Source organism: Paenibacillus pabuli, from assembly GCF_039831995.1.
Taxonomy (GTDB): Bacteria; Bacillota; Bacilli; order Paenibacillales; family Paenibacillaceae; genus Paenibacillus; species Paenibacillus pabuli_C.
Window position 1 is genome coordinate 1,264,798 of sequence record NZ_JBDOIO010000003.1, and the last position, 20,566, is coordinate 1,285,363.

The window sequence follows — 20,566 nt, forward strand, 5'->3', positions numbered from 1 at the left end:
TGATTCAATAAATGGTTTCTGACTCATGAATCCATCTCAGATTTAAGGAAGCAAATTCTCTTCGGTAGGTGGTTCCGGTTCTGGTTCCGGTTCCGGGTTGTTCTCTTCCCCGGCAGTTACGTATAACCGGCCTGGTGCTTCAGTCTCGATTTTGTTCCCTGCTGCGTCCTGAACACGAATGACAATGACTCCTCCCTCAAGGACTAATGAGGAAGGTGTGGTATATGTGCCCGTATAATGACCAGGCTCTGTTTCCACCAGTGGAATCTCCGATCTGCCTTCAGCATTTAGATTCAGCGGCAGCTGGATTCGGAATGCTGCCTGCAGGCCTGGAGCACTGTCGAAGGAAACCGTTACGGTTTCTCCCGACACAATTCGCACATCCTCGGCAGGTGCAATATTGGTCAACTCAGGCAATGTTGTTTCCACATAAACCTTACGGGTTACCGTCGTTTTATTGCCCGCGACGTCCGTCGCAATAACCGTAATTGTGTTCTCGCCTTCATTGACGAGAATACGATGACTGAAGCTTCGGTCTCTCTCCAGCCTGACTGTCTCGCCGTTTACCGTAACCTTGTTGAGGAATTGATCCACTGCGCTGCCCGTAACATGCACCACTTCTGCGTTGGTTCGGCTTCCTTCCTCAGGCGTAAGAAGAGTTAACTGCGGCGGCGTTTGATCCTGAATAATGACAACGGGAAGCGAGCGGTCCGTTACTTTCCCGTCGATTACTGCCTCTGCAGTAAAGGCATTGACCCCTGAACGAAGTTTGGCTTCAAACTTGAACGTTCCGTTGCTTACCGTTGTTGTCCCTGCTGCATCTTTGCCATTGTAAATTTTGATCTGAGCTCCGTTTGCCGGAGAAGTACCTGACACGGTGAAGGTCGGTTTATTCGTGTAGGTGTTGGTCGGTGCCGTAATGACTGGTGCGTTTACCGGATATCTCACCACCGCACGAATCATATAGTTGCCTTCTTCTGCCGGTGCTGTACTCCACACGCCGCTTACGCGCTGCCAGGTTCGCCCGGCATTCGTGCCGTTCTCATCAGTAGCCAGTCCCGGTGCGCTTGTTCCAGCCACGGATTGTACATATACGATATAGAAATCTCCGCTCGCGATGACTGGTTCAGGGAATTCAACGCTGGTCCACTGATCGTTGCGCAGTGCTGTCCCGTCAAACGGTCCTGCCAGCAAACGTCCAGGTGCTCCATCTGCTCCGGAAGCATCATAGACGGCATATTGAAATGCGGTTCCACCAGGTACAGGCCATTCTGTGTTCCAGAAGCGGAACGATGCACCTGTTACTTGAGCTGTAGCTTGCTCAGGTGTCATTCGCACGGCCCAGGCATTGTCAGCCGCTACAAAAGCTCTCGCATTCTCCGCTGTACCGTCATCATATGCGATTTCCCCAGGGAAACCGATAAATGGCTTCAATGCCACACTCGCATCGGCTGTGCCATTCCCGGGTACCGTCACATTAATCGTTTTGCTGTAATAATCTGCAGCTCTGACGGAGACCGTATAACTTCCTTCCAGCACATCCAGTACAAAACTGCCGTCTGCCCCGGTGCGAACCTCACCTACCTGGGCATCCTCCAGTACCAGAACTGAAGCATCAGCCAGAGGTTCGCCTGTCCGCTCGTCGGTAACTATACCTTCAATCGAACCATGAGGTATAGCTTCCAGATTGAAATTGGCTTTTGCACCACTACCATCGGTGATGGTTACTGCTTGTGTGCGCGGATAATAACCGTAAGCCTCCGCTTTTAATGTATAATCACCCGCCACATGCGTGAAGCTGTATTTCCCTGTGGATGGATCTGTTTTCACCGAACGTCCGGTTTCAATCACCGTAACCGTTGCACTGGCAGGCAGGCTTTGCGGATTAACAGAACCTGCTTCAGGTTTCTGGGCTTCAGGCTGCTGCTGTTTGGATTGATTGAATTCGGCCTTATCGGTTCGTGTAACTTTGTACCAGGAATTGTCATAATCCGGTTTTGGCTTGTCACTGCTGAGCGCTACCGAAATATCCTGTGTTACCGTCTCCGGAGCAATACTCAAAATGCGGACATCGTCAATATACCAACCTGTCTTGACCACACTGCTATCCGAGGTCAGACGGAATCGGAATTGAACTTCGTTTCCAGTCAGCGCACTCAGATCGTAAAATACCGGTGTCCATTGCTTGCCGTTAGAACTATGAGAGAACTTGCCCAGTTCGGACCATGTGCTTCCGCCGTCTGATGAAGCTTCCACATAGCCAAAATCATATCCGCCCTCAATTTCATACCAGTGGTTGAATGTCAGGGTGGCATCATTGGTATCCGTCAAATTCACAACTGGCGATACCAGCGAATAGTTCGAACCGTTCTCATACGTATTGTCCAGATCGGTTGCCCATACATTTGGCGGAGAAACAGCACTCGCAGGTCCATTGACTGGAACACCGCGTTCCCATTCATCCTTCGTTCCCGAGTGCGTCCAGCCATTATCGTCACTTCCGTCAAAATGGTCGACGTAGATGTCTTCCGGCACCTCAACCGAAATGGATACCTCGTTCGATTTTTCGCTTTCATTGCCGCTATAATCCAGAGCTGCAACAGTGTAATAGTAAGTGGCATCCGTCACGGTAGCCGTATCCGTAAATGTTGTTGCTCTTGTATTTCCAATTGCCTCGTATTCGGCACCCGAAGTTGTCGAACGATAGACGACATAGGACTCCAGATCTTCATCGTCAGGTCCATTCCAGGACAGCGCCACATTACCCAAAATGTCAGCAGTAGCACTCAACTCTGCAGGTGACCCGGGAGCGATATCATCCGGTGATTGTACCGAAAAGTCATCGATATACCAGCCTGCCTTCTGTACAGAGTTGTCACTGGTCAGATTAAACTGGATGAACACCTGTTGTCCTGCATAATCACGCAGGTCCACATACTGCGTTTTCCAATCCCCGCCTGTGCCCGTAAAGCTTAACAGTTCTTCAAACACATAGTCACTGTCTTCCGTCGCGATGTATACCTTGCCGAAGTCAATATTGCTTTCAAGGTCAAACCAGTGTTTGAACGAAACTAATGCTCCTTCAGGACTTTCGGTGAGATCAATAGGTGGTGCGAGCAAATAGGCATTGCTATTCGCTGCGTACGTACCATCCAGGTTGGTGGCAATGACCTTCTCTCCGGAGGCTGCACTGCCAGGTCCGCTGATCGGCGCACCCCAAGTCCATGTGCTTCCTGTGCCGCCTGTCGTGAAGCCCAGCTGATCTTCTTCAAAATCCTGAACATATCCAGGCTGAACCCCATTGGAAACGGCCACTTTATACACCTGGCTGTCGAATCCGTTGTTGCCATAATCGTTAACCCGGATATAATATTCCACGCCTTCAGGTTCAATCAAGAATGCCGGAATAGTAGCGGAATAGGTTCCATCCTTGCTGTCACCCGCTATGCGGCTCATCGGCAGATAGACGTACTGGCTTGTTCCTGTCGTTTTGGCAAACGCCTCTACGGAGACCACACCCACATTATCCGTTACATGAGCCGTCAGCGGAATATCGAGTCCGGTAAAAGCTGAATTCACAGGCGTATGTTCAAGTACCGGTTCTTCCAGATCATCTCCTGCGGTAATTACCCGTCCCGATACGGTTCCTATGCCTTCAAGCACGGAACCTACAGCATCCAAGGCATTGATGATACCATGCCCATAACCGTTGTTGGGCGATGTTGGATATTGACTGTCCGTGCGCGGTGTTGCTGTATCCATAATGATCTGTTCCAGCTGATCCACGGTCAGGGAATGATTCGCCTGGAGCAGTAATGCAGCAAGTGCTGTCGTATGAGGACCAGCCATGGACGTTCCATCCCAGCCGCCCTCGTACACTCCGCCTGGAACAGCGGATCGGATATTGACACCTGGTGCTGAGACTTCCGGCTTAATCTCATCATACGGAGATGGACCCAGAAGTGAGAAGGAAGCCAGATTTCCGTTAATATCCGTTGCGCCTGTGGCGAAGCTTTCTGGATAATTCGCTGGGTTCGCAACTGAACCCGGGCCACCAGGATTCGTTAATCTCACATTACCTGCCGAAAACTCAGGGAAAATCTGTGCATCGCGCCAGGCTTGTACCATGGGCCGGAACCACTCGTCCAGTCCTGCGCCACCCCCCCAGGAGTTGTTGACAACATCCGGCGCGAGTTCAGGGTGAAGGTTGCCTTCGGCATCCACGGGGGCAATCAGCCATTGCCCACCGTCCAGGATAATGGCATCTGTGGTTTCCGGATTGAATATCCGCACACCGATCCATTTGGCACCTGGAGCAACACCGATCTGATTGCTTCCATCTTCTTCTGAACCCACCATGGTTCCCATCGTATGTGTACCATGCCCGTCTTCATCCGCAGGCAGGGAAGCGTTACTATGTGGATCATACCAGCTAAGCTCCGGATCAACGATATTGCCAGATGCATCGATTCCTCTCCATTTGCTGCGAAGAGCTGGATGATTGTAATCAACCCCACTATCCAAGTTGGCAACGACGATGCCTGTACCATCGATTCCTCTCTCCCAAACTGCGGGTGCATTGATATAATCGATATTCCATTCGACATTTTCTGTTGCCAGGTTATCCTTTGCTGCGGATGCCGAGTTCTTGGCATCTGCTGCATCTTCTTTGGCTGCCGTTTTCGCAGGATCTGCAGCTGGAGCCGCAGTTGCGGTTTCTTTGTTTACCTCAGCTTTTTGCAAGTAACGCGTTTCGTTAGGGAGAACTTTCTCTACTTCTGGCAGCAGAGCAATCTGTTCCATGACTTCCTTGGTACTCGTTACGGCGAGTGAATTGACGATAAAATAACTTTTATATTCTTTGACCTTGCCCTGGTCAATTTCCTTCTCAAGATAGCTTTCCAGCGTATACTGCGTCCGCGAAGCCGTTTCCCGCAGAGAGCTGACAACCGAATTCCGTACGGACAGCTTGGTCGCTGAAGCCGTCTGTTTCTCGATGGTCGCCTTTTCCATGGCCTGTTTCGAGACCGCTGACGTGTCCACCTGTTCCTTCATTTTCACGAGATAGGTAACATAGTCGCTATCCTCAAACTGTTTGCTCAACTTCGCGTTGACTTTGGATGTCGAAACCTTGGCCAGGCTTGATTTCATGTCGATTTTTTGTGATGTGGAGTTTTCAGCTGAAACCGGATGTACAATTGAAAATGCAAGGAGAAGCGAGAGGCCCATAGAGATGGGCTTGCGTAACCGATTAATCTTTATCAAACTTTTCCACTCCTTTTACCCGGTTTTTGGATTATTCTGGTGCTTATGCCCTTCTCGATCAAAATCAAAATGGAATTATGGCCTTTTGCGGACACCAATAGACGCCAGGGTCATTACATAAAGCCTCACCTCCTTTAAAGGTCTGGTTACACAGGCGATACGAAACGGTAGCAGCAGATTGTAAGTCTTAGAAGTTTAGAAATGGAAGATTTAAGGGCTTAATCATGAGAGTGAATGTCTATAAGCATTCATATAGGAGGGTAATCACGAGCGTTAGCAGAAAGCTTGCCAGGGAGTGAATGTAACATTCATTTGCGATTCGTTGGAGTGATGTAGGAATCTCTTTAAATTACATAGAATAACCAAATTGCAATTTAATTGGATTTTTATGGAATAGTATATCGCCACAATATGATATGTACAAGCACTTTTCTAGAAAATTATAGAAAATAAGCCTTTTTAATGCTTTTATATGTCTGATGTCTCTCTAACTTGCAATCTAATTTTCGCAATTATGCACAATTGAAATCGAGTTAGATTCAAATCGTGTCTTTATAACTACGACTTGCTCTGTAACAGATAACTGTGATAATTGGAACAACCTATGGGATAATCATTGGAACAACAAAAAGAACCGGCAATGCTGCCGGCTCCATCCTTCTCTTAGTCCATTTCAATCTTAAATACGACAGGCGATTCGCTCTTCACATTTGTCGTTGTAATCGTCAGCGCATCGGCTGTTCTCCCCCATTGAGGTCGTTCCTCAAATCCCAATATCTCAATGCTCTTTATGATTCCGTGAAAATGATGTGAATTCTCCTTCAAGGCTTGAATACGAACCTCTCCGTTGTCCGGATAGACAAGAACCGTAGCGTAGAGATTGCTTTCTTTTACCGTAAAACGAATATCTTCACTTGTAAAAGTCTTGGTATCCCCGTCTGTGAATTGACCTTCCTTCACTTCTGTCGGGCCTTCACCGTAAATACGCCAAAAGGTCGTATCATAGATCGCCTCTCCGTTCACTCCGAGCCACTCCCCTATGGCTAACAGAATATCCCGGTCTTCATCCGGGATGCTGCCGTCCGCCTTGGGTCCAACGTTCAGCAGCAGATTGCCGTTTTTGCTCACAATGTCGACCATATCCCTGATGATTTCATTTGCTGTTTTGTAGTTGTTATTTTCCGTGTAGCACCAGGAGTTTTTGGCGACGGCCGTATCGGTTTGCCAGTAGTAGGGTTTGAGATCGGCAAACTGTCCTCGTTCCACGTCGGGAACGGCACACCCCAGTACAAACGCATCATGTTTGTAGTTAATGACTACAGGAAATCCCCACTCTTCCGCTTTGTTGTAGTAATACGCGCTGAATTTTTTCAGATAGGGCTTGAAGGCTGCGGTCTGAATCCACCAATCAAAATAAAAGACCCGAGGCTGATACTGATCAACCAGCTCACAGCAGCGAACCAGCCAGTCCTCCAGAAACTCCTTGGAAGGAGGCGACCCATACAGATCATGATGATCCGGTTCAGGCATGGCTGGCCAGTAGAAATCTCCGCGAGTGAGGGGCTCCTGAATATCCGATTCAAATTCCTTCCCGTGGGACATGAAAAACCAGTGCTCTGCCCGGTGCGAGGATACGCACAGTGTCAGGCCCTGATTCTCATAAGCGGTCTTCATCTCCCCCAGAAGATCCCGTTTGGGTCCCATTTCAACTGTGTTATAGTGGGAAATGGAGCTTTTATACATTTGAAATCCGTCATGGTGTTCAGCGACAGGCATCACGTATCTGGCCCCAGCCTTTTTAAACAGCGCCGCCCATTCGTCTGCATCGAACTTTTCCGCGCGAAACATGGGAATGAAATCCTTATATCCAAAATCCTTCGGGTGTCCATATACTTCAAGATGATGTTCATGAGCTTTGGAACCCTGGATATACATATTACGTGAGTACCACTCACTATCATAAGCCGGAATGGAATACAGTCCCCAGTGAATGAAAATGCCAAACTTTGCACTCCTGTACCAATCCGGAACCTGATAAGCACTAAGCGAGTTCCAGTTATCCTTGAATCGCCCTTCAGCAATGGTGGCTTCAATCTTTTGCAAATATTCGGTATGGTCCATACTCTGTTCTCATCCCTTTCGTTATTCTGTTCCCTTGTATTGTAGCGGTAGGATGAAGGGATAGACATGCAGAACACTAACTTTTGGATGCACAATAATAACCTTGTAAGGAGATAAGCACATGAATCATCAGACGCTGCTTACGAACTACCTGTCCAACCTGCAAGTGGAATTGTTCATGGTCAACTACAATCGGTGCGATGCCGACTGGCGCGATCTAGATTATACTCCTGACTACAGCAAATTTTATTGGATCAGCGAAGGAGAAGGTTGGTTAAAGATTGGGGATCAGGAATACTACCCTGTACCTGGACAGCTTTTTTTGATGCCTGAGGGGGTCACTCAATCCTACTCGGTCATTAGCGATCAGCCTTTTCTGAAGTACTGGTGTCATTTCAGTGCAAAGGTCGGGGGAATCAATCTCTTTCAGATCCTGAGGTTCCCCCATTTCTGTTCCATTGAACGCCCTGAGTTGATCAATGAAATCTTCAATCATATTCTTCTGCATGCCAGATCAGGTGAAGTGTACGCTCACATGATGGCCAAGAGCAAACTGATGGAGCTTATCTCCCACTACCTGATGAATCTGGATCTGGAGCAGATCACGTATTTGAATATACCCGTCATGGAGAAAATGTCTGCCATACTGGCCTATATCGATGCCCATATCGAAGAAAACATTACGGTTCAGGATCTGGCGCGGATCGCTTATATGCACCCGAACTATTTCATTCGTTTCTTCAAGCAGCAGGTTGGCATGCCGCCCATACACTACATCACGGGTAAAAAAGTGGACAAGGCCAAGGAGCTGCTCAGCTGTACGCCGAACACCATTACCATGATTGCCGAACATCTCGGATTTCGCGATTTGTATTATTTTTCAAGGCTGTTCAAGAAGCATACCGGATTAACCCCGACTGAATTCCGCAAACAAACGACACTATTGGCAACGTAAAAACCAGTAAATAGCCTGTTGCAGGAGTTCAAAGGACTTTTCTATCTGTACGTTTCATACCTCGTTTGAGGAATTACGCAAAAAGCCGGTACGCAGAGATGTTAACTCTGCATATCGGCTTTTCTCTGTTCTCAGAATGGATTGGGAATCAAAATAGACCATGCGCTATGCGGCTCCATTGTCAAAGTCAAGAGCTCATCCTTGTGAAGCTTCAGTTGAATATTTTCAGACGCCTCCCCATCATTGAAGAGCACTACGGCAATTGAACCATCCTGATTACGGAAGGCAACATTAGATATGAATTCGTGACTGGAATTGGATTCAATACGAACGGCCTGCGGGCGAATGATGGCGCTAAAATGAGCCAAGGCATAATAATCCAAAGTATACGCAAGCTCGCCCGTTTGCTGATTCACCTGCACGATTCCCCGACAAGTACTGCGACCAAAGCCCGGTACGGTCGGCCCGTTGTTTTCATCAAGCGCCATATTCCAGAGTACAAAAGACTTGCTGTAGTTTCGCAAAATCTGAATCCCCGTACGCATGACGTTGGAGAAGGCTTGCTCGAATGGGGGAATCCATTCTCCTCCTGAACCCTCTGTGAAATGTACTTCCTTGCCGGTGTGCGCCTGATGCACCTTCGTTTGAGCCGTTGCTTCCCCCCCGTACCAGTGCCAGGCAACGCCGTCAACTTCCTCTCCTGCCTGCTCCAGCACCGTAAGTGGATACCCCGGCTCATTCCAGTTGTGATCATAACAGAGAATTTTGGTTTGAATGCCTTGGCTGACAAAGGCAGGTTTGAGATGGTTTTTGATAAAATCCGCCTGTGCTTCCGCTGGCATCAACATGCCTGGATAATGGCCCGGTTCATACAATGCCTCATTCTGCGGTGTCACCGCATGTACGGTCAGTCCATGCTCCGCGTACGCTTTGATGGTTTTGGCAAAATATTCGGCGTACACCGGATAATACTCATGCTTCAATTGTCCCGTAATCATCGATCCGCTCGTTTTCATCCACCCCGGTGCACTCCAAGGCGAAAGAAACAGCTTCAGATCCGGATTTAATTCGAGCGCCTTCTTGGTCAAGGGAATTACATCCTCCTCATCATGCGCAATACTGAAACGGGTGAGATCCGGATCGGTTTCCCCTTCAGGCAGATCATTATAGCTGTATACCGTTCGCGCATAATCCGAAGCGCCCATTGGATTGCGAATGACCGACAACCCGATACCATCCTCAGGATGGAACAGCCTGATCATGAGCTCCTCTCTCTGTTCTTCGCTCAATATCTGATGAATCAGATAGGCAGACGAATCGGTAAATGAAGCTCCGAAACCATCCATCTCCTGAAAAGTTTGCTGATCATCCAGGTTGACTTCGATCGTTTCTTTGCCCGCTTTAAGCGGTTTCAATTGTTGCTCTGATACAGGCTCAAACAGTTCATGTTCTCCTGTAGATTGATAGATCTTGAATCGGCTCATCTAATCTCCTCCGGATTTCTTTTATTGGATGCCTAATTTCTCTTTATTCTGTTTCATCTTCTCACTGCGGACCTTCACGATCTCATCCCAGCGATTTTCATCCAAAAATGACTTGTAAGCGGCAAGTGCACTGTCAAAAGCAGCATCATCCTTCGCTCGAACCATACTTACCAGAGTCGAATTCCATTTCGTGTTGATGGCAGACAAGGCACGCGCTTCCTGCGTTCCCTGATCAGGATTGATATTTTCCAGAATAAAATGAGGTTTCAGCTTGCCTTTGCCCCATTCCTGCATTTGTTTAATCGACTCAGGAAAAGCATCCGCACTTAACGCTTTGTGACGATCATGACCGAAGAACATGAATTCGCCCATGCGATAATCCTTTTTGAACTTATCCGCATTGTTGAGCTGCAGGTCCTTCACCGCTGGCAGTAATTCAACCGTACCGTCCGCTTGGGTCTGGTAGGTTTCACCTTCGATACCGTAGTTCATCAGCGTCTGCCCCTCTTCGCTGAGTAGATACGTGAAGATCTGAATGGCTTTGGCCGGATCCTTGCTGTCCTTGGAAATAAAGTTGATCATCCAGCCCGTTATACCGGATTGATTCAGCGTCGGAGCATTGCCTTTGGTACTCTGCGGACCGTCAATCGCAATATACTCCTTGCCCGGGTTAGCACTCATGTAAATTTGAAGATTGCCTCCTTGCTGTGGTGTGCCGTCCAGCAGCATCGTTGCATATTTTCCCGATTTCACTTTTTCCTCGAACGCCGTGCCGTCATCCGCAAAACTGTCATCACTGATATTGCCATCTCTGTATACGGTGTTCAGCGTTTTCAGCCAAGCGAGATAGTCCTCATCAAGATTGCGATCGTAAAATTCGCCGTTCTCGCTCTCCAGAGGTACACCAATGAAATCCTGCAGCGTATCTCCGAGCGAACCTGTACCTTCTCCAATGGAGTTAAATCCGAACGGGGTCAGTGTTGGAAACTTCTCTTTGATCTGCTTCATTACACTCTGGAATTCTTCCGGCGTTCCAATGACTGGACTTCCCAGCGCCTCATACACATCCTTGCGGATGATAAATGCTGTTTTGGCTGGAATGTTACCGCTATCATAATCGGCTTGTGTGTTGGAATAGTTCGGATATCCGTAGGTCTTGCCATCAGCCAGCTGGAACCAGTTCAAGGTATCTGCTGCAGCAACCTTGTTGAAATAAGGATCATATTTCTCTGCCAGATCATTCAGCGGCAGTGCCCAGGTTGCAGCCTTCTGCACAACTGGAGAGTTGGAGTCAAATACAGTCAGCAAGTCCGGCATATCACCACCGGCAAAAAAGGTATTTAATTTCGTGTCATCCCCCGTTATGAATTTGATGTTAATGTTCAGGTCCTCTTTGATTTTCTTCGTGACAATATCGTTACCAAAATCGGTGTTCCACCAGTCCGCGTTGACGTACCAGGTTAGATCCGTTACCTCTTCTTTTTTGTCCAGCTGCCATGCCGGCGTCTCTGGATCAACCGTGTAGCGATCTTCAATGGACACCCAGTTCCCCTCTCCGGAGCCACCCGCTCCTCCTCCGCATCCCGTAACCAGCAATACTGCTGTCAGCAGGGCTGCACTCAATTTAACTCCCGTTTGACCTATGGCTTTCTTCATGTTCAACATATAGATTCCTCCTCAGAATGTGGTGAGTACCTCGAAAAGCATTCAAACCTTTGTAAATCCAACTTGTGTTGCCGTTACTCTTTGACAGCACCCAGCATCATTCCTGATATAAAATATCTCTGAAGGATGGGATAGATCAGCACGATTGGCAATGTGGTAATGACGATCGTGGCAAGCTGCACACCTTTGGTCGTTGTTTCAATCACTGCCGAGCCTCCGATATTTTGCATGGATTGCGTCTGGGATTGGACAATGATCTCATATAACATCATCTGCAGAGGATATAAAGACTGGTCCGTAATGTACAACTTGGTTGTCATAAAGTCATTCCACTGCCCCACTCCATTGAACAGCGCAATCGTAGCCATTGCTGGCATGGAGAGCGGGATGAAGATTTTGAGGAAGATATGCCAGTCTCCTGCGCCATCGATCTTAGCTGACTCCTCCAGAGAATCCGGGACGTTCCGGAAGAAGTTCATCAGAATGACGACATCATAGAAACTGAACAGCGCCGGAATAATGTATACCCAGAAGCTGTTGAGCAGGCCGAGTGATTTGATCAACAGGTATGTTGGAATCATCCCGCCCGAGAAAAACATGGTGATAACACCCATGGCAACATATAGCTTCCGGCCCCGTATGTATTTTTTGCTCAGACCGTAACCAACCATGGCACAGAAAAATACGTGAGTCACTACTCCAATTGTCGTTTTGGAAACCGATATGAAGAAGGCTTGCCAGATGCTGGGATCATTAAATACAGCCCGATAGTTCTCCAATGAGAACTCCGGTGACCAGAAGATAAACCCGCCTTCCGCCAGAGCCCTGCCGGAACTAAAGGAAGAGATGATCACATTCCAGAGTGGGACCACAATAATGATGGTACATATGGCCAACAAAATAATATTCAGCGTATCAAAGACCCGGCTATCGAGATCTTCTTTTGCCACCTTTCCATTCACGCTTTACGCCTCCTTCTAGAGCACAGATTGATTATCGTTCAGCTTGCTTGTGATCTTGTTTGCGGTAACCAGCAGAATGACGGAAACAATCGAGACGCCGAGTCCAACCGCTGTCGCATACGAAAAGTCGCCCTGAGACATCCCCATACGATACACATAAGAGTTGATAACTTCTGCTTTTTCACGGTTTTGCGAGTTCATCAGGACGAGTGTCTGATCCAGATTGGAGCCGAGTAAACCGCTTACAGTAAGAATCAGATTCAAGCTAATGATGGATCTCATGTTCGGAAGCGTGATGTTCCAGATTTGTCTAAGCCTGCTTGCGCCATCGATTTTGGCTGCTTCGTAGTACGTGGGATCGATCTTTGACATAATCGCCAGATATAAGATGGTCCCCCAGCCGGCCTCTTTCCATATATCCGATAAAGTGGCAATCCACCAGTACTTCCCGGCATCCAGCAGGATGTTTTGCGGCTGCGAGATCAGGCCCAGACTGAGCAGCATCTGATTGAACAGCCCCGTCGTTGAGAACCAGGTGATGAGCATGCCGCCAAGTACGATCCAGGACAAAAAGTGCGGCAAATATGAAACCGTTTGCACAAATTTCTTGAACCGTCCACTGTTCAGTTCATAGATCATGATGGCCAGAATGATCGGAATGACGAATCCGATTCCCAATTTGAGAAAACTGATGCCCAGCGTATTCACAACTGCGTCCCAGAAATACTTATCGGACAGTATGATTCTGAAATTCTCCAAGCCTACCCATGGTGCGGTAGCGAGCGTATCAATGACCGTGTAATTCTTGAAAGCGATCGTTAGACCGTAAATCGGAATGTAACAAAAAATAATCATAAAGATAATGCCGGGTATAATCATCGACTGGATTTCCCACTGTCTGCGATAATCGATGATGAATTCTCTAACCCGCTGCCCCATCGGTTTCTTGTGTTTGTGTCCGGGCCCAATCGGACTATTACCGGCTGCCTTCTCAACAGCTAATTTACTCACGTTCCATTGCTCCCCTCTGACTTGCCATACTTATAAAAACGTTTTTATTTTTAAGCATAAAAACCCCCTTCGCCTGCTTCAATGATTTAAAAAAAGACCGAAATGATCTTATACAACTATGCGTAAACATCATTCCGGTCGATCTTTACGTGACTTGAACCTCTGACGATGAGTTCACCCGCTAATTTTTGAGCTGCACCCTGCTCTTTCTTCTTGATCATGCCAACCAATTGGTTAATGGCCAGTATTCCTTGCCTTGCAATCTGATTCCTTACCGTCGTGAGCGGCGGTGAAAAATACGGAGCGATATCAATATCGTCAAAGCCTACTACGCTTACATCTTGAGGAACTTCGTATCCTTCGGATTTCAATGCATGAATGCAGCCCACCGCACTCAGGTCGTTACCCGCAAGAAATGCATCGGGGCGCTTGCTTGAATGCAGGTGCAAAAAGGACTTAATGGCACTGTACGTGCTCTCTTCCTCAAAATAACCCTGAATGATATAATCATCATCCACCGGAAGCTGGTATTCACGCAAAGCTGCCAGATACCCGTCTCTACGCTGCACGCTGTCAAACATCGTATCCACACCGGAGATGTAAGCAATCTTCTTGTGTCCAAGTGAGATCAGGTACTTCGTTGCTTCGTATGCTGCCACATAAGAGTCGAAAATGACGCTTCCCATTGTCTCACTCTGATAGACACGGTCGAGGAAGACTGCCTTGATCTTGTCTTTTTGCATGGACAGAATATCCTGCTCATCAATTCGCAGCTCTTCATAAATAATTACACCATCGACACGTCGCCCCATGATATTGCTCATGATGACCTGCTTATCCTTGGTGACAAATACATTCAGCCCATATCCGAGACGGTCACACTCGCGGGACATGGACTCAACCAGCTTGTAAAAATACGGGCCTGATACACTGGTCGTGAAGAATCCCAGCATTTTGGTTTGTCCGGATTTTAACAGCTTGCCATTTAGATTGGGAACGTAATTTAACCGCTCAGCCACCTTCAGCACATGAGACTTGGTCTCCGGATTCAGTACGTCCACACCATTCAGGGCATTGGAAACCGTGGATATGGACACGCCGGCTTCTCTTGCAACATCCTTAATCGTAATCTTAGCCATAATATTTGGTCCTTTACTATAAAAACGTTTTTATATTGTTAAATTAGCATAAAACCGCTTTCAGCACAACACTTTAATTTTTTAATGCTGAAGCTTTCTGCTTTTTTTATGCGTATGAGCTGTAAATCTGCTCCAATTGTTCTGCCAAACGATCCAGACGAACGAACCGATCCGCCCGCACCACTTCTTTCTGCTCCACCAGAACAAGCATAATCGGAACGGTGAAAATGAGAAATCTTGATGCCACTTCTTCCACCTGATTCGCATCGATGTGTCCCAGAGCAATCGAAGGATAAGGCTGGAGTAGCTCTCGGATCTTGGGCAGCAAGGCATGACACACACTGCACTCCTTCCGGGAGACATACAGAAAAGTCATGTTATGCTGCTGGATAAACGGATCAACCATGTCCATGGATGTTAACTCATGCATTTCTTTCATTTGCGCCTCCGTATCAATCCAAAATGATATAGCAAGTATGAGTGTACCATGATTACATGCACTTATAAAATGCACAAGGGAGTGAATTATCTATTCATGACCAGGCGGAATCCCATGATTCATAAAGTTTCACTTTCAAAAATACCCCAATCTGGATTACACTGGATAAGTATAACTATCTTAAATGAAATGAGGTTTATCTATGAAAAAAAAAGCATGTTATTCCTCGCTGCCCTCTGTCTGTTCGCTTCATTCGCTGCTTCCGCCTCCGCAGCTTCGGTTGACAACGGGTTCAGCCTACTTTCAGATCGAGAAACGGGTACAGTTAAATAAGCGCTTCGTAACTTTTTAACAAATTCTCAAAAGCTAACTTCTTAGTGATTACATATAACGAAATTGGCTCTATGATAGCATTAAAATAGACACAAACCTGTAGATTCATACGGGTTTGTGTCCATTTTAATTTGTTGTTAATCTACCTTTGCGCCATATGAACGCATGAACAATACAGCCTGTTCCGTGTCTATACGTGCACCTTTGACATCTAGGGATTTCAGATCAATGCCTTCCAGATTAGCTCCGCGCAGATCCGCTCCCATTAGTTTGGCCCTGCTCAGTGTTGCTCGGGTCATGTCACAATCTCTGAGATCCGCCTTTCCAAGATCTGTATCCGAGAAATCCGTTTCGTAGAAGCGAATGCCCCGCAGATCCTGTTTGCCCAGCTTCGTGTGTCTCAGATTCGTATAGGACCAGTCCCCTTGAATAAGGGTAACGCCATCCATCTGTGCTCCCGAGAAATCAGAACCGGTCATTTTACAGGACGTAAATTTGGAGACAAAAAGGTTAGCTCCGCTAAATGTACAGTTCTCAAAAGCAGATTCTGTATGAAACGACCCGTTCATGCTCGCCCCTCTGAAGTCACATTCGATAAACCGGCAATTGCTGGTCTCAATCTCTTCCATGGAGGCATTCATAAACGTGCACTGCTTGAAAACACAGCGCATCAGCTCCCCGTATCTCAAGTCGTGCCCGTCAAAATGCACCGCTTCATATTCCTGGTCCTTGTACTGGTACACGGTAAACCTCCTACTTTACATCTTGATTCTAGTAATCCAAACTTTTTATACTATACCACACCCCTGTCAAGTACCTGCCTAAGTGATGGTAGAAGTCAAGATATTTAATTTGTAAAAAACACAGACAACAAAAAAAGGCGTCTCTCTTGCTACTGAGCTTTACAGTAGGATGATCGCCTTTTCCATGCTGAGAATGAGGTTTATTTCCAGTCTCTCTTCTTCAAATAAGATTCAAAACCAAACGTCCCAAATGGCAGCAAACCAGCGACAACACCCATAAACCAGCGTGCCGCCTTCCACCTGTTTACAACAGCCAAATGTACCAGTGCAATAAGATACAGCGGAAATAGTATCCCGTGAATCATGCCCATAATGGTCACCGGAGAAGATATATCCGCGAAATATTTCAAAGGCATGGCAATAAAAACCAGTATGAGCAAGGACACCCCTTCCCATATTCCCGCAATTTTAAATCGGCCTGTTACTGTCCTCATCAGATTCCATCTCACCTTTCCAATCCTGGTTTGTGAATTATGTAACGTTCTTCACCTTCAGTATAACGCATGGCTTGGATGCGAAAATGGTTCAAATTTGAATAATTATTGAATCTGCATCGGCTTCGTTAACTCTCTCTCTCTCTCCGTTCTATGAAAATAAGCCGCGAAAGTCGCGGCCGGTTCAAGTCGTTTCTCGCTCAATCAGTTCATAACACAAACGCTCAGATTGCAATTCCTGTTTGCCCAGCACGGCCCACAGTTGATGGAATGCCTGGGTTGCCTGTTCTGCGATCGGATTATGTATAGTTGTTATACCGAGTACGCGGGACAATTCGATATCGTCAAACCCGACAATGGCGAGCTGCTCAGGAACCTGAATATGCTGATTGCGCGCTTCACACAAAATTCCGATTGCTGCGTAATCATTAGAACATAATACGGCTTGCGGAAGCACAGGAGCTTGGGCCATTCTGCGCATGGCTTGTTCTCCATCTGTAGAAGTAAACACGGAATATTGATACGCATCGCGCATCACGGGAAGCCCCTTTTCCTCCATAAAGGATTCATAGGCTTCTCTCCGGCTCTGAGTATTCAAGCTCTCGGCTCTGCCAAAGGCATTGGCAATTCGCGTGTACCCTTTGGAGACGAGGTGCTCCAGCGCCAGTCTGTACCCTTCGGCCTGGTCCATCGCTACCGACGGGATCTCATCTTGTCCCATACGCTGCCAGGAAACAATCGGTCCATACTCGCAATAAGCTTTCAGTTTCTCGGGAGGATTCACACAGGTCATAATCACCAGCCCGTCCACCCGCTTACTGCGCAAATCTTCGAATGCCTGCAGTTCAATCTCTGCATCATCTCGCGTGGTGTAAATCAGGACCTGGAACTCGTAATCCATCGCAGTATCAATGAACTGGTTCATAAACGCCAGTATAATCTCGTTGGTTGCGGATGTAACGATCCCAATCTGTTTGGTTTGTCCGGTAGACAGCGAGATCGCATTGCGGTTCGGAATATAATGAAGTTGTTTCATGATTTCCGTAATTTTCTGACGTGCTTCGGGACTTACATGGGGAGAATGATTAATCACTCTGGATACCGTTGCTTTCGAGTAGCCCGACAGCTTCATAATTTCATCGAATTTGGACATCGGATCTCCTTTCTTGCCTACTGCCTATGCTGAATTATAGTATGCCTCATCCAAAGATGAAAAGTAAAACTTGACGTGTAACCCGTTCCAACGTTTAAGCTTTTTTGGTGCAGTGCTGCGAATCTAACAAACAATGATGAAGAATGGAGCGATACGCATGAGCAATTCTCAACTTCAAACATTTAATTTCCCGGATAACTTCCTGTGGGGCGGTGCCATTGCAGCCAATCAGGCGGAAGGTGCATATAATGAAGGTGGCAAAGGGCTGTCTACACAGGACGTAGCTCCTAGAGGTATCATGGGTCCGATTACGGAAGAACCGACAGAAGACAACATGAAACTGATTGGTATCGATCTGTACCACCGTTACAAAGAAGATGTGAAATTGTTCGCCGAAATGGGATTCAAAGTGTTCCGTACTTCCATCGCATGGTCCCGCATTTTCCCAAAAGGGGATGAGCTGGAACCTAACGAAGAGGGTCTGCAATTCTATGATGATCTCTTCGACGAGTGTCATAAATATGGCATTGAACCGCTGGTAACGCTGTCCCACTACGAGACGCCTCTTCACCTGTCCAAGGAATATGATGGCTGGGTTAACCGTAGAATGGTCGGCTTTTATGAGCGCTATGCTACAACTGTATTTAAACGGTATAAAAACAAAGTAAAATACTGGCTTACATTCAACGAAATCAATTCGATTTTGGAAGCCCCGTTTATGAGCGGCGGCATCTACACTCCTAAGGATCAGCTCAGCAAACAGGATCTGTATCAAGCCATTCACCATGAGCTTGTAGCCAGTGCTACAGCGGTGAAGCTCTGTCACGAGATTATCCCTGATGCACAGATTGGCTGCATGATTCTAAGCATGCCAACCTACCCGCTCACTCCGAATCCGGATGATATCATTAAGGTGATGGAATTCGAACACAGCAACTATTTCTTCGGTGATGTGCATGTTAGAGGTCGTTATCCTGGATACATGAAACGTTACTTCCGGGAAAATGGCATTGAAATCAAGATGGAAAACGGGGACGAAGAACTCCTGCTTCATACCGTCGACTTCATTTCCTTCAGTTATTACATGAGCATCTGCCAGACTGCTGACCCGGAAAAACAAGTTTCAGGCGAAGGCAATCTGCTTGGCGGTGTACCTAACCCTTATCTCCCGGCTAGTGAGTGGGGATGGCAAATCGACCCGCAGGGCCTGCGTTATGTTCTGAACATGTTTTACGATCGTTACCAGAACCCACTGTTTATCGTGGAAAATGGCCTGGGTGCAGTTGATGAACTTATTACGGGTCCGGACGGCGAGAAAACGGTGGAAGACGATTATCGGATTCATTACTTGAACGATCACCTGGTACAGGTTGGTGAAGCCATTGAAGATGGCGTTGAAGTCATGGGTTATACGTCCTGGGGATGTATTGATGTCGTGAGCGCTTCGTCTGCCCAATTGAAGAAACGTTATGGTTATATCTATGTGGATCGTCATGACGATGGATCAGGCACATTGGAACGTTACCGCAAAAAGTCATTCCACTGGTATAAGGATGTCATCGGAACCAACGGAAAAAGCCTTAAACGGTAATTGCTCCATTTTAAAATGAATCAGATGTAACTATGCCCCCATACAGAAAACACAGATGCACACACCGTACATCATCTACGAGGTGACTACATCTGTGTTCTGTTTGGGGGTTTCTTATATGAATGATTCACGTAATCTGAATGATGTTAGGCTCAAGCGCTTTTAAGGTTAACCACCGCATGCCCGCTTCAAAATGTTCCTGAAAAGATTCATTTAAAATCACATCAGGAAAAACAGGCATGAGCTGCGCCGCTTGATACGCCTCCCAGCCCCGTATAAACGCCTCTGGTTCTACCTGGCTCTGATAAACAACGACTCGGTCCGGCGCGAGAACCGCATTTACGGTTTGAATAATTTTATATACCGTTTCAGCAAACACCTCCGACTCCATTGGACTGTACCAATCAATCTCCAAGGGGAGAAATTTAATTTCCCCAGCCATGCCGTTCTTGCCTTTAACGACTTTCCCATTGAGGTAAATGCCCATGCCCGGAGGATAATACGTTGGGAAATAAATACCAATCACGCTGTTTCCCTCATCCAGTTCCTGCTGGGAGCAATAACCGCTAACGGCAGCATTCACGTCATTTTCCACCATGACTGGCAGTCCGAATCTCGCTTCAATCTCCTCAGCCATTCGGAACCCCTTCAGCTGCTGATGACTGCTTACCGTGATCTCTCCGTTCACCGTTTGTCCGGGAATCCCGATTCCAATGCCTTTGATGGAAGGATACTGAGCGAGAATAGGTTCAATGATCCCGAGAAATTGGGTTTGGTCAAATACAGGCAATGTATGTACTTCTTTCAGAAAAATGGTGTTCTCCAAATTGATGACTGTGGCCGTAATGACATCCTGTCCCTGCTTGTCATTGATATAGATCACCAAAGCCCGGCTGAAATCATAATTGTAACGGTAGGTTAGCGCAGGTCTGCCCCCATTGGAAGGAATCGTCTCGTCTTCGTAGAGTTCTCCTAACTCACACAATTCTTTAACCAGAGAATTCACGGTAACCACACTCAACTTCGTTAACGACGCAAGTTGTGGCTTGGTTGCTGTCTCCACCTGTTTCATGACTTGGCGCACGTTGTTTATATTAATTTCTTTCATCAAATTAGCGTTTGCTATTTTCATAAGCGTTCCAGCCTCCAAATGTCGTACGTCACTGTAACCACTATACATTATCTTGAAAGTGATTAAAAACGGCCGCGTA

General features: G+C 47.0%; 15 protein-coding genes. 3 read left to right on the forward strand and 12 right to left on the reverse strand.

Translation table 11 applies throughout. The features are described from left to right. Window positions 1-42 precede the first annotated feature (42 nt). Complete coding sequence (locus ABGV42_RS07705) at window positions 43-5,265, reverse strand: S8 family serine peptidase (protein ID WP_347381146.1); 5,223 nt, start codon at window positions 5,263-5,265, stop codon at window positions 43-45. 663 nt (window positions 5,266-5,928) lie between these two features. Next, entirely contained in the window at window positions 5,929-7,386 is a 1,458-nt protein-coding gene (locus ABGV42_RS07710; RefSeq protein WP_347381147.1) for an alpha-L-fucosidase, read from the reverse strand. A 121-nt stretch (window positions 7,387-7,507) separates the two neighbouring features. On the opposite strand from ABGV42_RS07710, the gene ABGV42_RS07715 reads away from it, so the two are divergent. Further along, the gene (locus ABGV42_RS07715) at window positions 7,508-8,341 is read left to right on the forward strand and encodes an AraC family transcriptional regulator (RefSeq protein ID WP_347381148.1); all 834 of its coding nucleotides are present in this window, start codon (window positions 7,508-7,510) and stop codon (window positions 8,339-8,341) included. A 131-nt stretch (window positions 8,342-8,472) separates the two neighbouring features. On the opposite strand, the gene ABGV42_RS07720 is transcribed toward ABGV42_RS07715, so the two are convergent. The 6 genes from ABGV42_RS07720 to ABGV42_RS07745 all read right to left on the reverse strand — a co-directional run bounded on the left by ABGV42_RS07720 (window position 8,473) and on the right by ABGV42_RS07745 (window position 15,041). Beyond that, complete coding sequence (locus ABGV42_RS07720; protein WP_347381149.1) at window positions 8,473-9,825, reverse strand: glycoside hydrolase family 30 protein; 1,353 nt, start codon at window positions 9,823-9,825, stop codon at window positions 8,473-8,475. Window positions 9,826-9,846: 21 nt separating this feature from the next. After that, window positions 9,847-11,490 carry a sugar ABC transporter substrate-binding protein gene (locus ABGV42_RS07725; protein ID WP_347381150.1) on the reverse strand — a complete coding sequence of 548 codons (1,644 nt, stop codon included), beginning with the start codon at window positions 11,488-11,490 and terminating at the stop codon, window positions 9,847-9,849. 74 nt (window positions 11,491-11,564) lie between these two features. After that, a complete protein-coding gene (locus ABGV42_RS07730; RefSeq protein ID WP_347381151.1) occupies window positions 11,565-12,452 on the reverse strand; it encodes a carbohydrate ABC transporter permease in 888 nt (295 codons plus the stop codon). A 15-nt stretch (window positions 12,453-12,467) separates the two neighbouring features. Further along, window positions 12,468-13,391 (reverse strand): ABC transporter permease, encoded by a 924-nt coding sequence (locus ABGV42_RS07735; RefSeq protein WP_347383172.1) that lies wholly within the window; start codon window positions 13,389-13,391, stop codon window positions 12,468-12,470. Between the two features lie 188 nt (window positions 13,392-13,579). Then, the gene (locus tag ABGV42_RS07740; RefSeq protein ID WP_347381152.1) at window positions 13,580-14,602 is read right to left on the reverse strand and encodes a LacI family DNA-binding transcriptional regulator; all 1,023 of its coding nucleotides are present in this window, start codon (window positions 14,600-14,602) and stop codon (window positions 13,580-13,582) included. Window positions 14,603-14,708: 106 nt separating this feature from the next. Continuing rightward, window positions 14,709-15,041 carry a thioredoxin family protein gene (locus tag ABGV42_RS07745; protein ID WP_347381153.1) on the reverse strand — a complete coding sequence of 111 codons (333 nt, stop codon included), beginning with the start codon at window positions 15,039-15,041 and terminating at the stop codon, window positions 14,709-14,711. 202 nt (window positions 15,042-15,243) lie between these two features. Between ABGV42_RS07745 and ABGV42_RS07750 the strand changes: the two genes are divergently transcribed. Next, complete coding sequence (locus ABGV42_RS07750; RefSeq protein WP_347381154.1) at window positions 15,244-15,393, forward strand: hypothetical protein; 150 nt, start codon at window positions 15,244-15,246, stop codon at window positions 15,391-15,393. Between the two features lie 118 nt (window positions 15,394-15,511). Here the strand turns inward: ABGV42_RS07750 and ABGV42_RS07755 are convergent, their stop codons facing one another. From ABGV42_RS07755 to ABGV42_RS07765, 3 genes are all read right to left on the reverse strand, one after another. Then, on the reverse strand, window positions 15,512-16,117 hold the full coding sequence (locus tag ABGV42_RS07755; protein ID WP_095287398.1) for a pentapeptide repeat-containing protein: 606 nt from the start codon (window positions 16,115-16,117) through the stop codon (window positions 15,512-15,514). A 200-nt stretch (window positions 16,118-16,317) separates the two neighbouring features. Further along, window positions 16,318-16,611: a DUF3817 domain-containing protein gene (locus tag ABGV42_RS07760; RefSeq protein ID WP_347381155.1), complete on the reverse strand. Its 294-nt coding sequence runs from the start codon at window positions 16,609-16,611 to the stop codon at window positions 16,318-16,320. A gap of 184 nt (window positions 16,612-16,795) precedes the next feature. Continuing rightward, complete coding sequence (locus ABGV42_RS07765; RefSeq protein ID WP_347381156.1) at window positions 16,796-17,764, reverse strand: LacI family DNA-binding transcriptional regulator; 969 nt, start codon at window positions 17,762-17,764, stop codon at window positions 16,796-16,798. Between the two features lie 157 nt (window positions 17,765-17,921). Here ABGV42_RS07765 and ABGV42_RS07770 point away from each other — a divergent pair, with 157 nt between their 5' ends. Beyond that, a complete protein-coding gene (locus tag ABGV42_RS07770; RefSeq protein WP_347381157.1) occupies window positions 17,922-19,355 on the forward strand; it encodes a glycoside hydrolase family 1 protein in 1,434 nt (477 codons plus the stop codon). Between the two features lie 127 nt (window positions 19,356-19,482). On the opposite strand, the gene ABGV42_RS07775 is transcribed toward ABGV42_RS07770, so the two are convergent. After that, entirely contained in the window at window positions 19,483-20,487 is a 1,005-nt protein-coding gene (locus ABGV42_RS07775) for an ROK family protein (RefSeq protein ID WP_347381158.1), read from the reverse strand. Window positions 20,488-20,566 lie beyond the last annotated feature (79 nt).

Bases quoted from the DNA above. Each gene is read 5' to 3' on its own strand.
- ABGV42_RS07750 (WP_347381154.1), top strand. From the start codon at position 15,244: ATGAAAAAAAAAGCATGTTATTCCTCGCTGCCCTCTGTCTGTTCGCTT.
- ABGV42_RS07735 (WP_347383172.1), bottom strand. From the start codon at position 13,391: ATGGGGCAGCGGGTTAGAGAATTCATCATCGATTATCGCAGACAGTGG.
- ABGV42_RS07775 (WP_347381158.1), bottom strand. From the start codon at position 20,487: ATGAAAATAGCAAACGCTAATTTGATGAAAGAAATTAATATAAACAAC.
- ABGV42_RS07725 (WP_347381150.1), bottom strand. From the start codon at position 11,490: ATGTTGAACATGAAGAAAGCCATAGGTCAAACGGGAGTTAAATTGAGT.
- ABGV42_RS07745 (WP_347381153.1), bottom strand. From the start codon at position 15,041: ATGAAAGAAATGCATGAGTTAACATCCATGGACATGGTTGATCCGTTT.
- ABGV42_RS07770 (WP_347381157.1), top strand. From the start codon at position 17,922: ATGAGCAATTCTCAACTTCAAACATTTAATTTCCCGGATAACTTCCTG.
- ABGV42_RS07715 (WP_347381148.1), top strand. From the start codon at position 7,508: ATGAATCATCAGACGCTGCTTACGAACTACCTGTCCAACCTGCAAGTG.
- ABGV42_RS07720 (WP_347381149.1), bottom strand. From the start codon at position 9,825: ATGAGCCGATTCAAGATCTATCAATCTACAGGAGAACATGAACTGTTT.
- ABGV42_RS07740 (WP_347381152.1), bottom strand. From the start codon at position 14,602: ATGGCTAAGATTACGATTAAGGATGTTGCAAGAGAAGCCGGCGTGTCC.
- ABGV42_RS07760 (WP_347381155.1), bottom strand. From the start codon at position 16,611: ATGAGGACAGTAACAGGCCGATTTAAAATTGCGGGAATATGGGAAGGG.
- ABGV42_RS07765 (WP_347381156.1), bottom strand. From the start codon at position 17,764: ATGTCCAAATTCGATGAAATTATGAAGCTGTCGGGCTACTCGAAAGCA.
- ABGV42_RS07710 (WP_347381147.1), bottom strand. From the start codon at position 7,386: ATGGACCATACCGAATATTTGCAAAAGATTGAAGCCACCATTGCTGAA.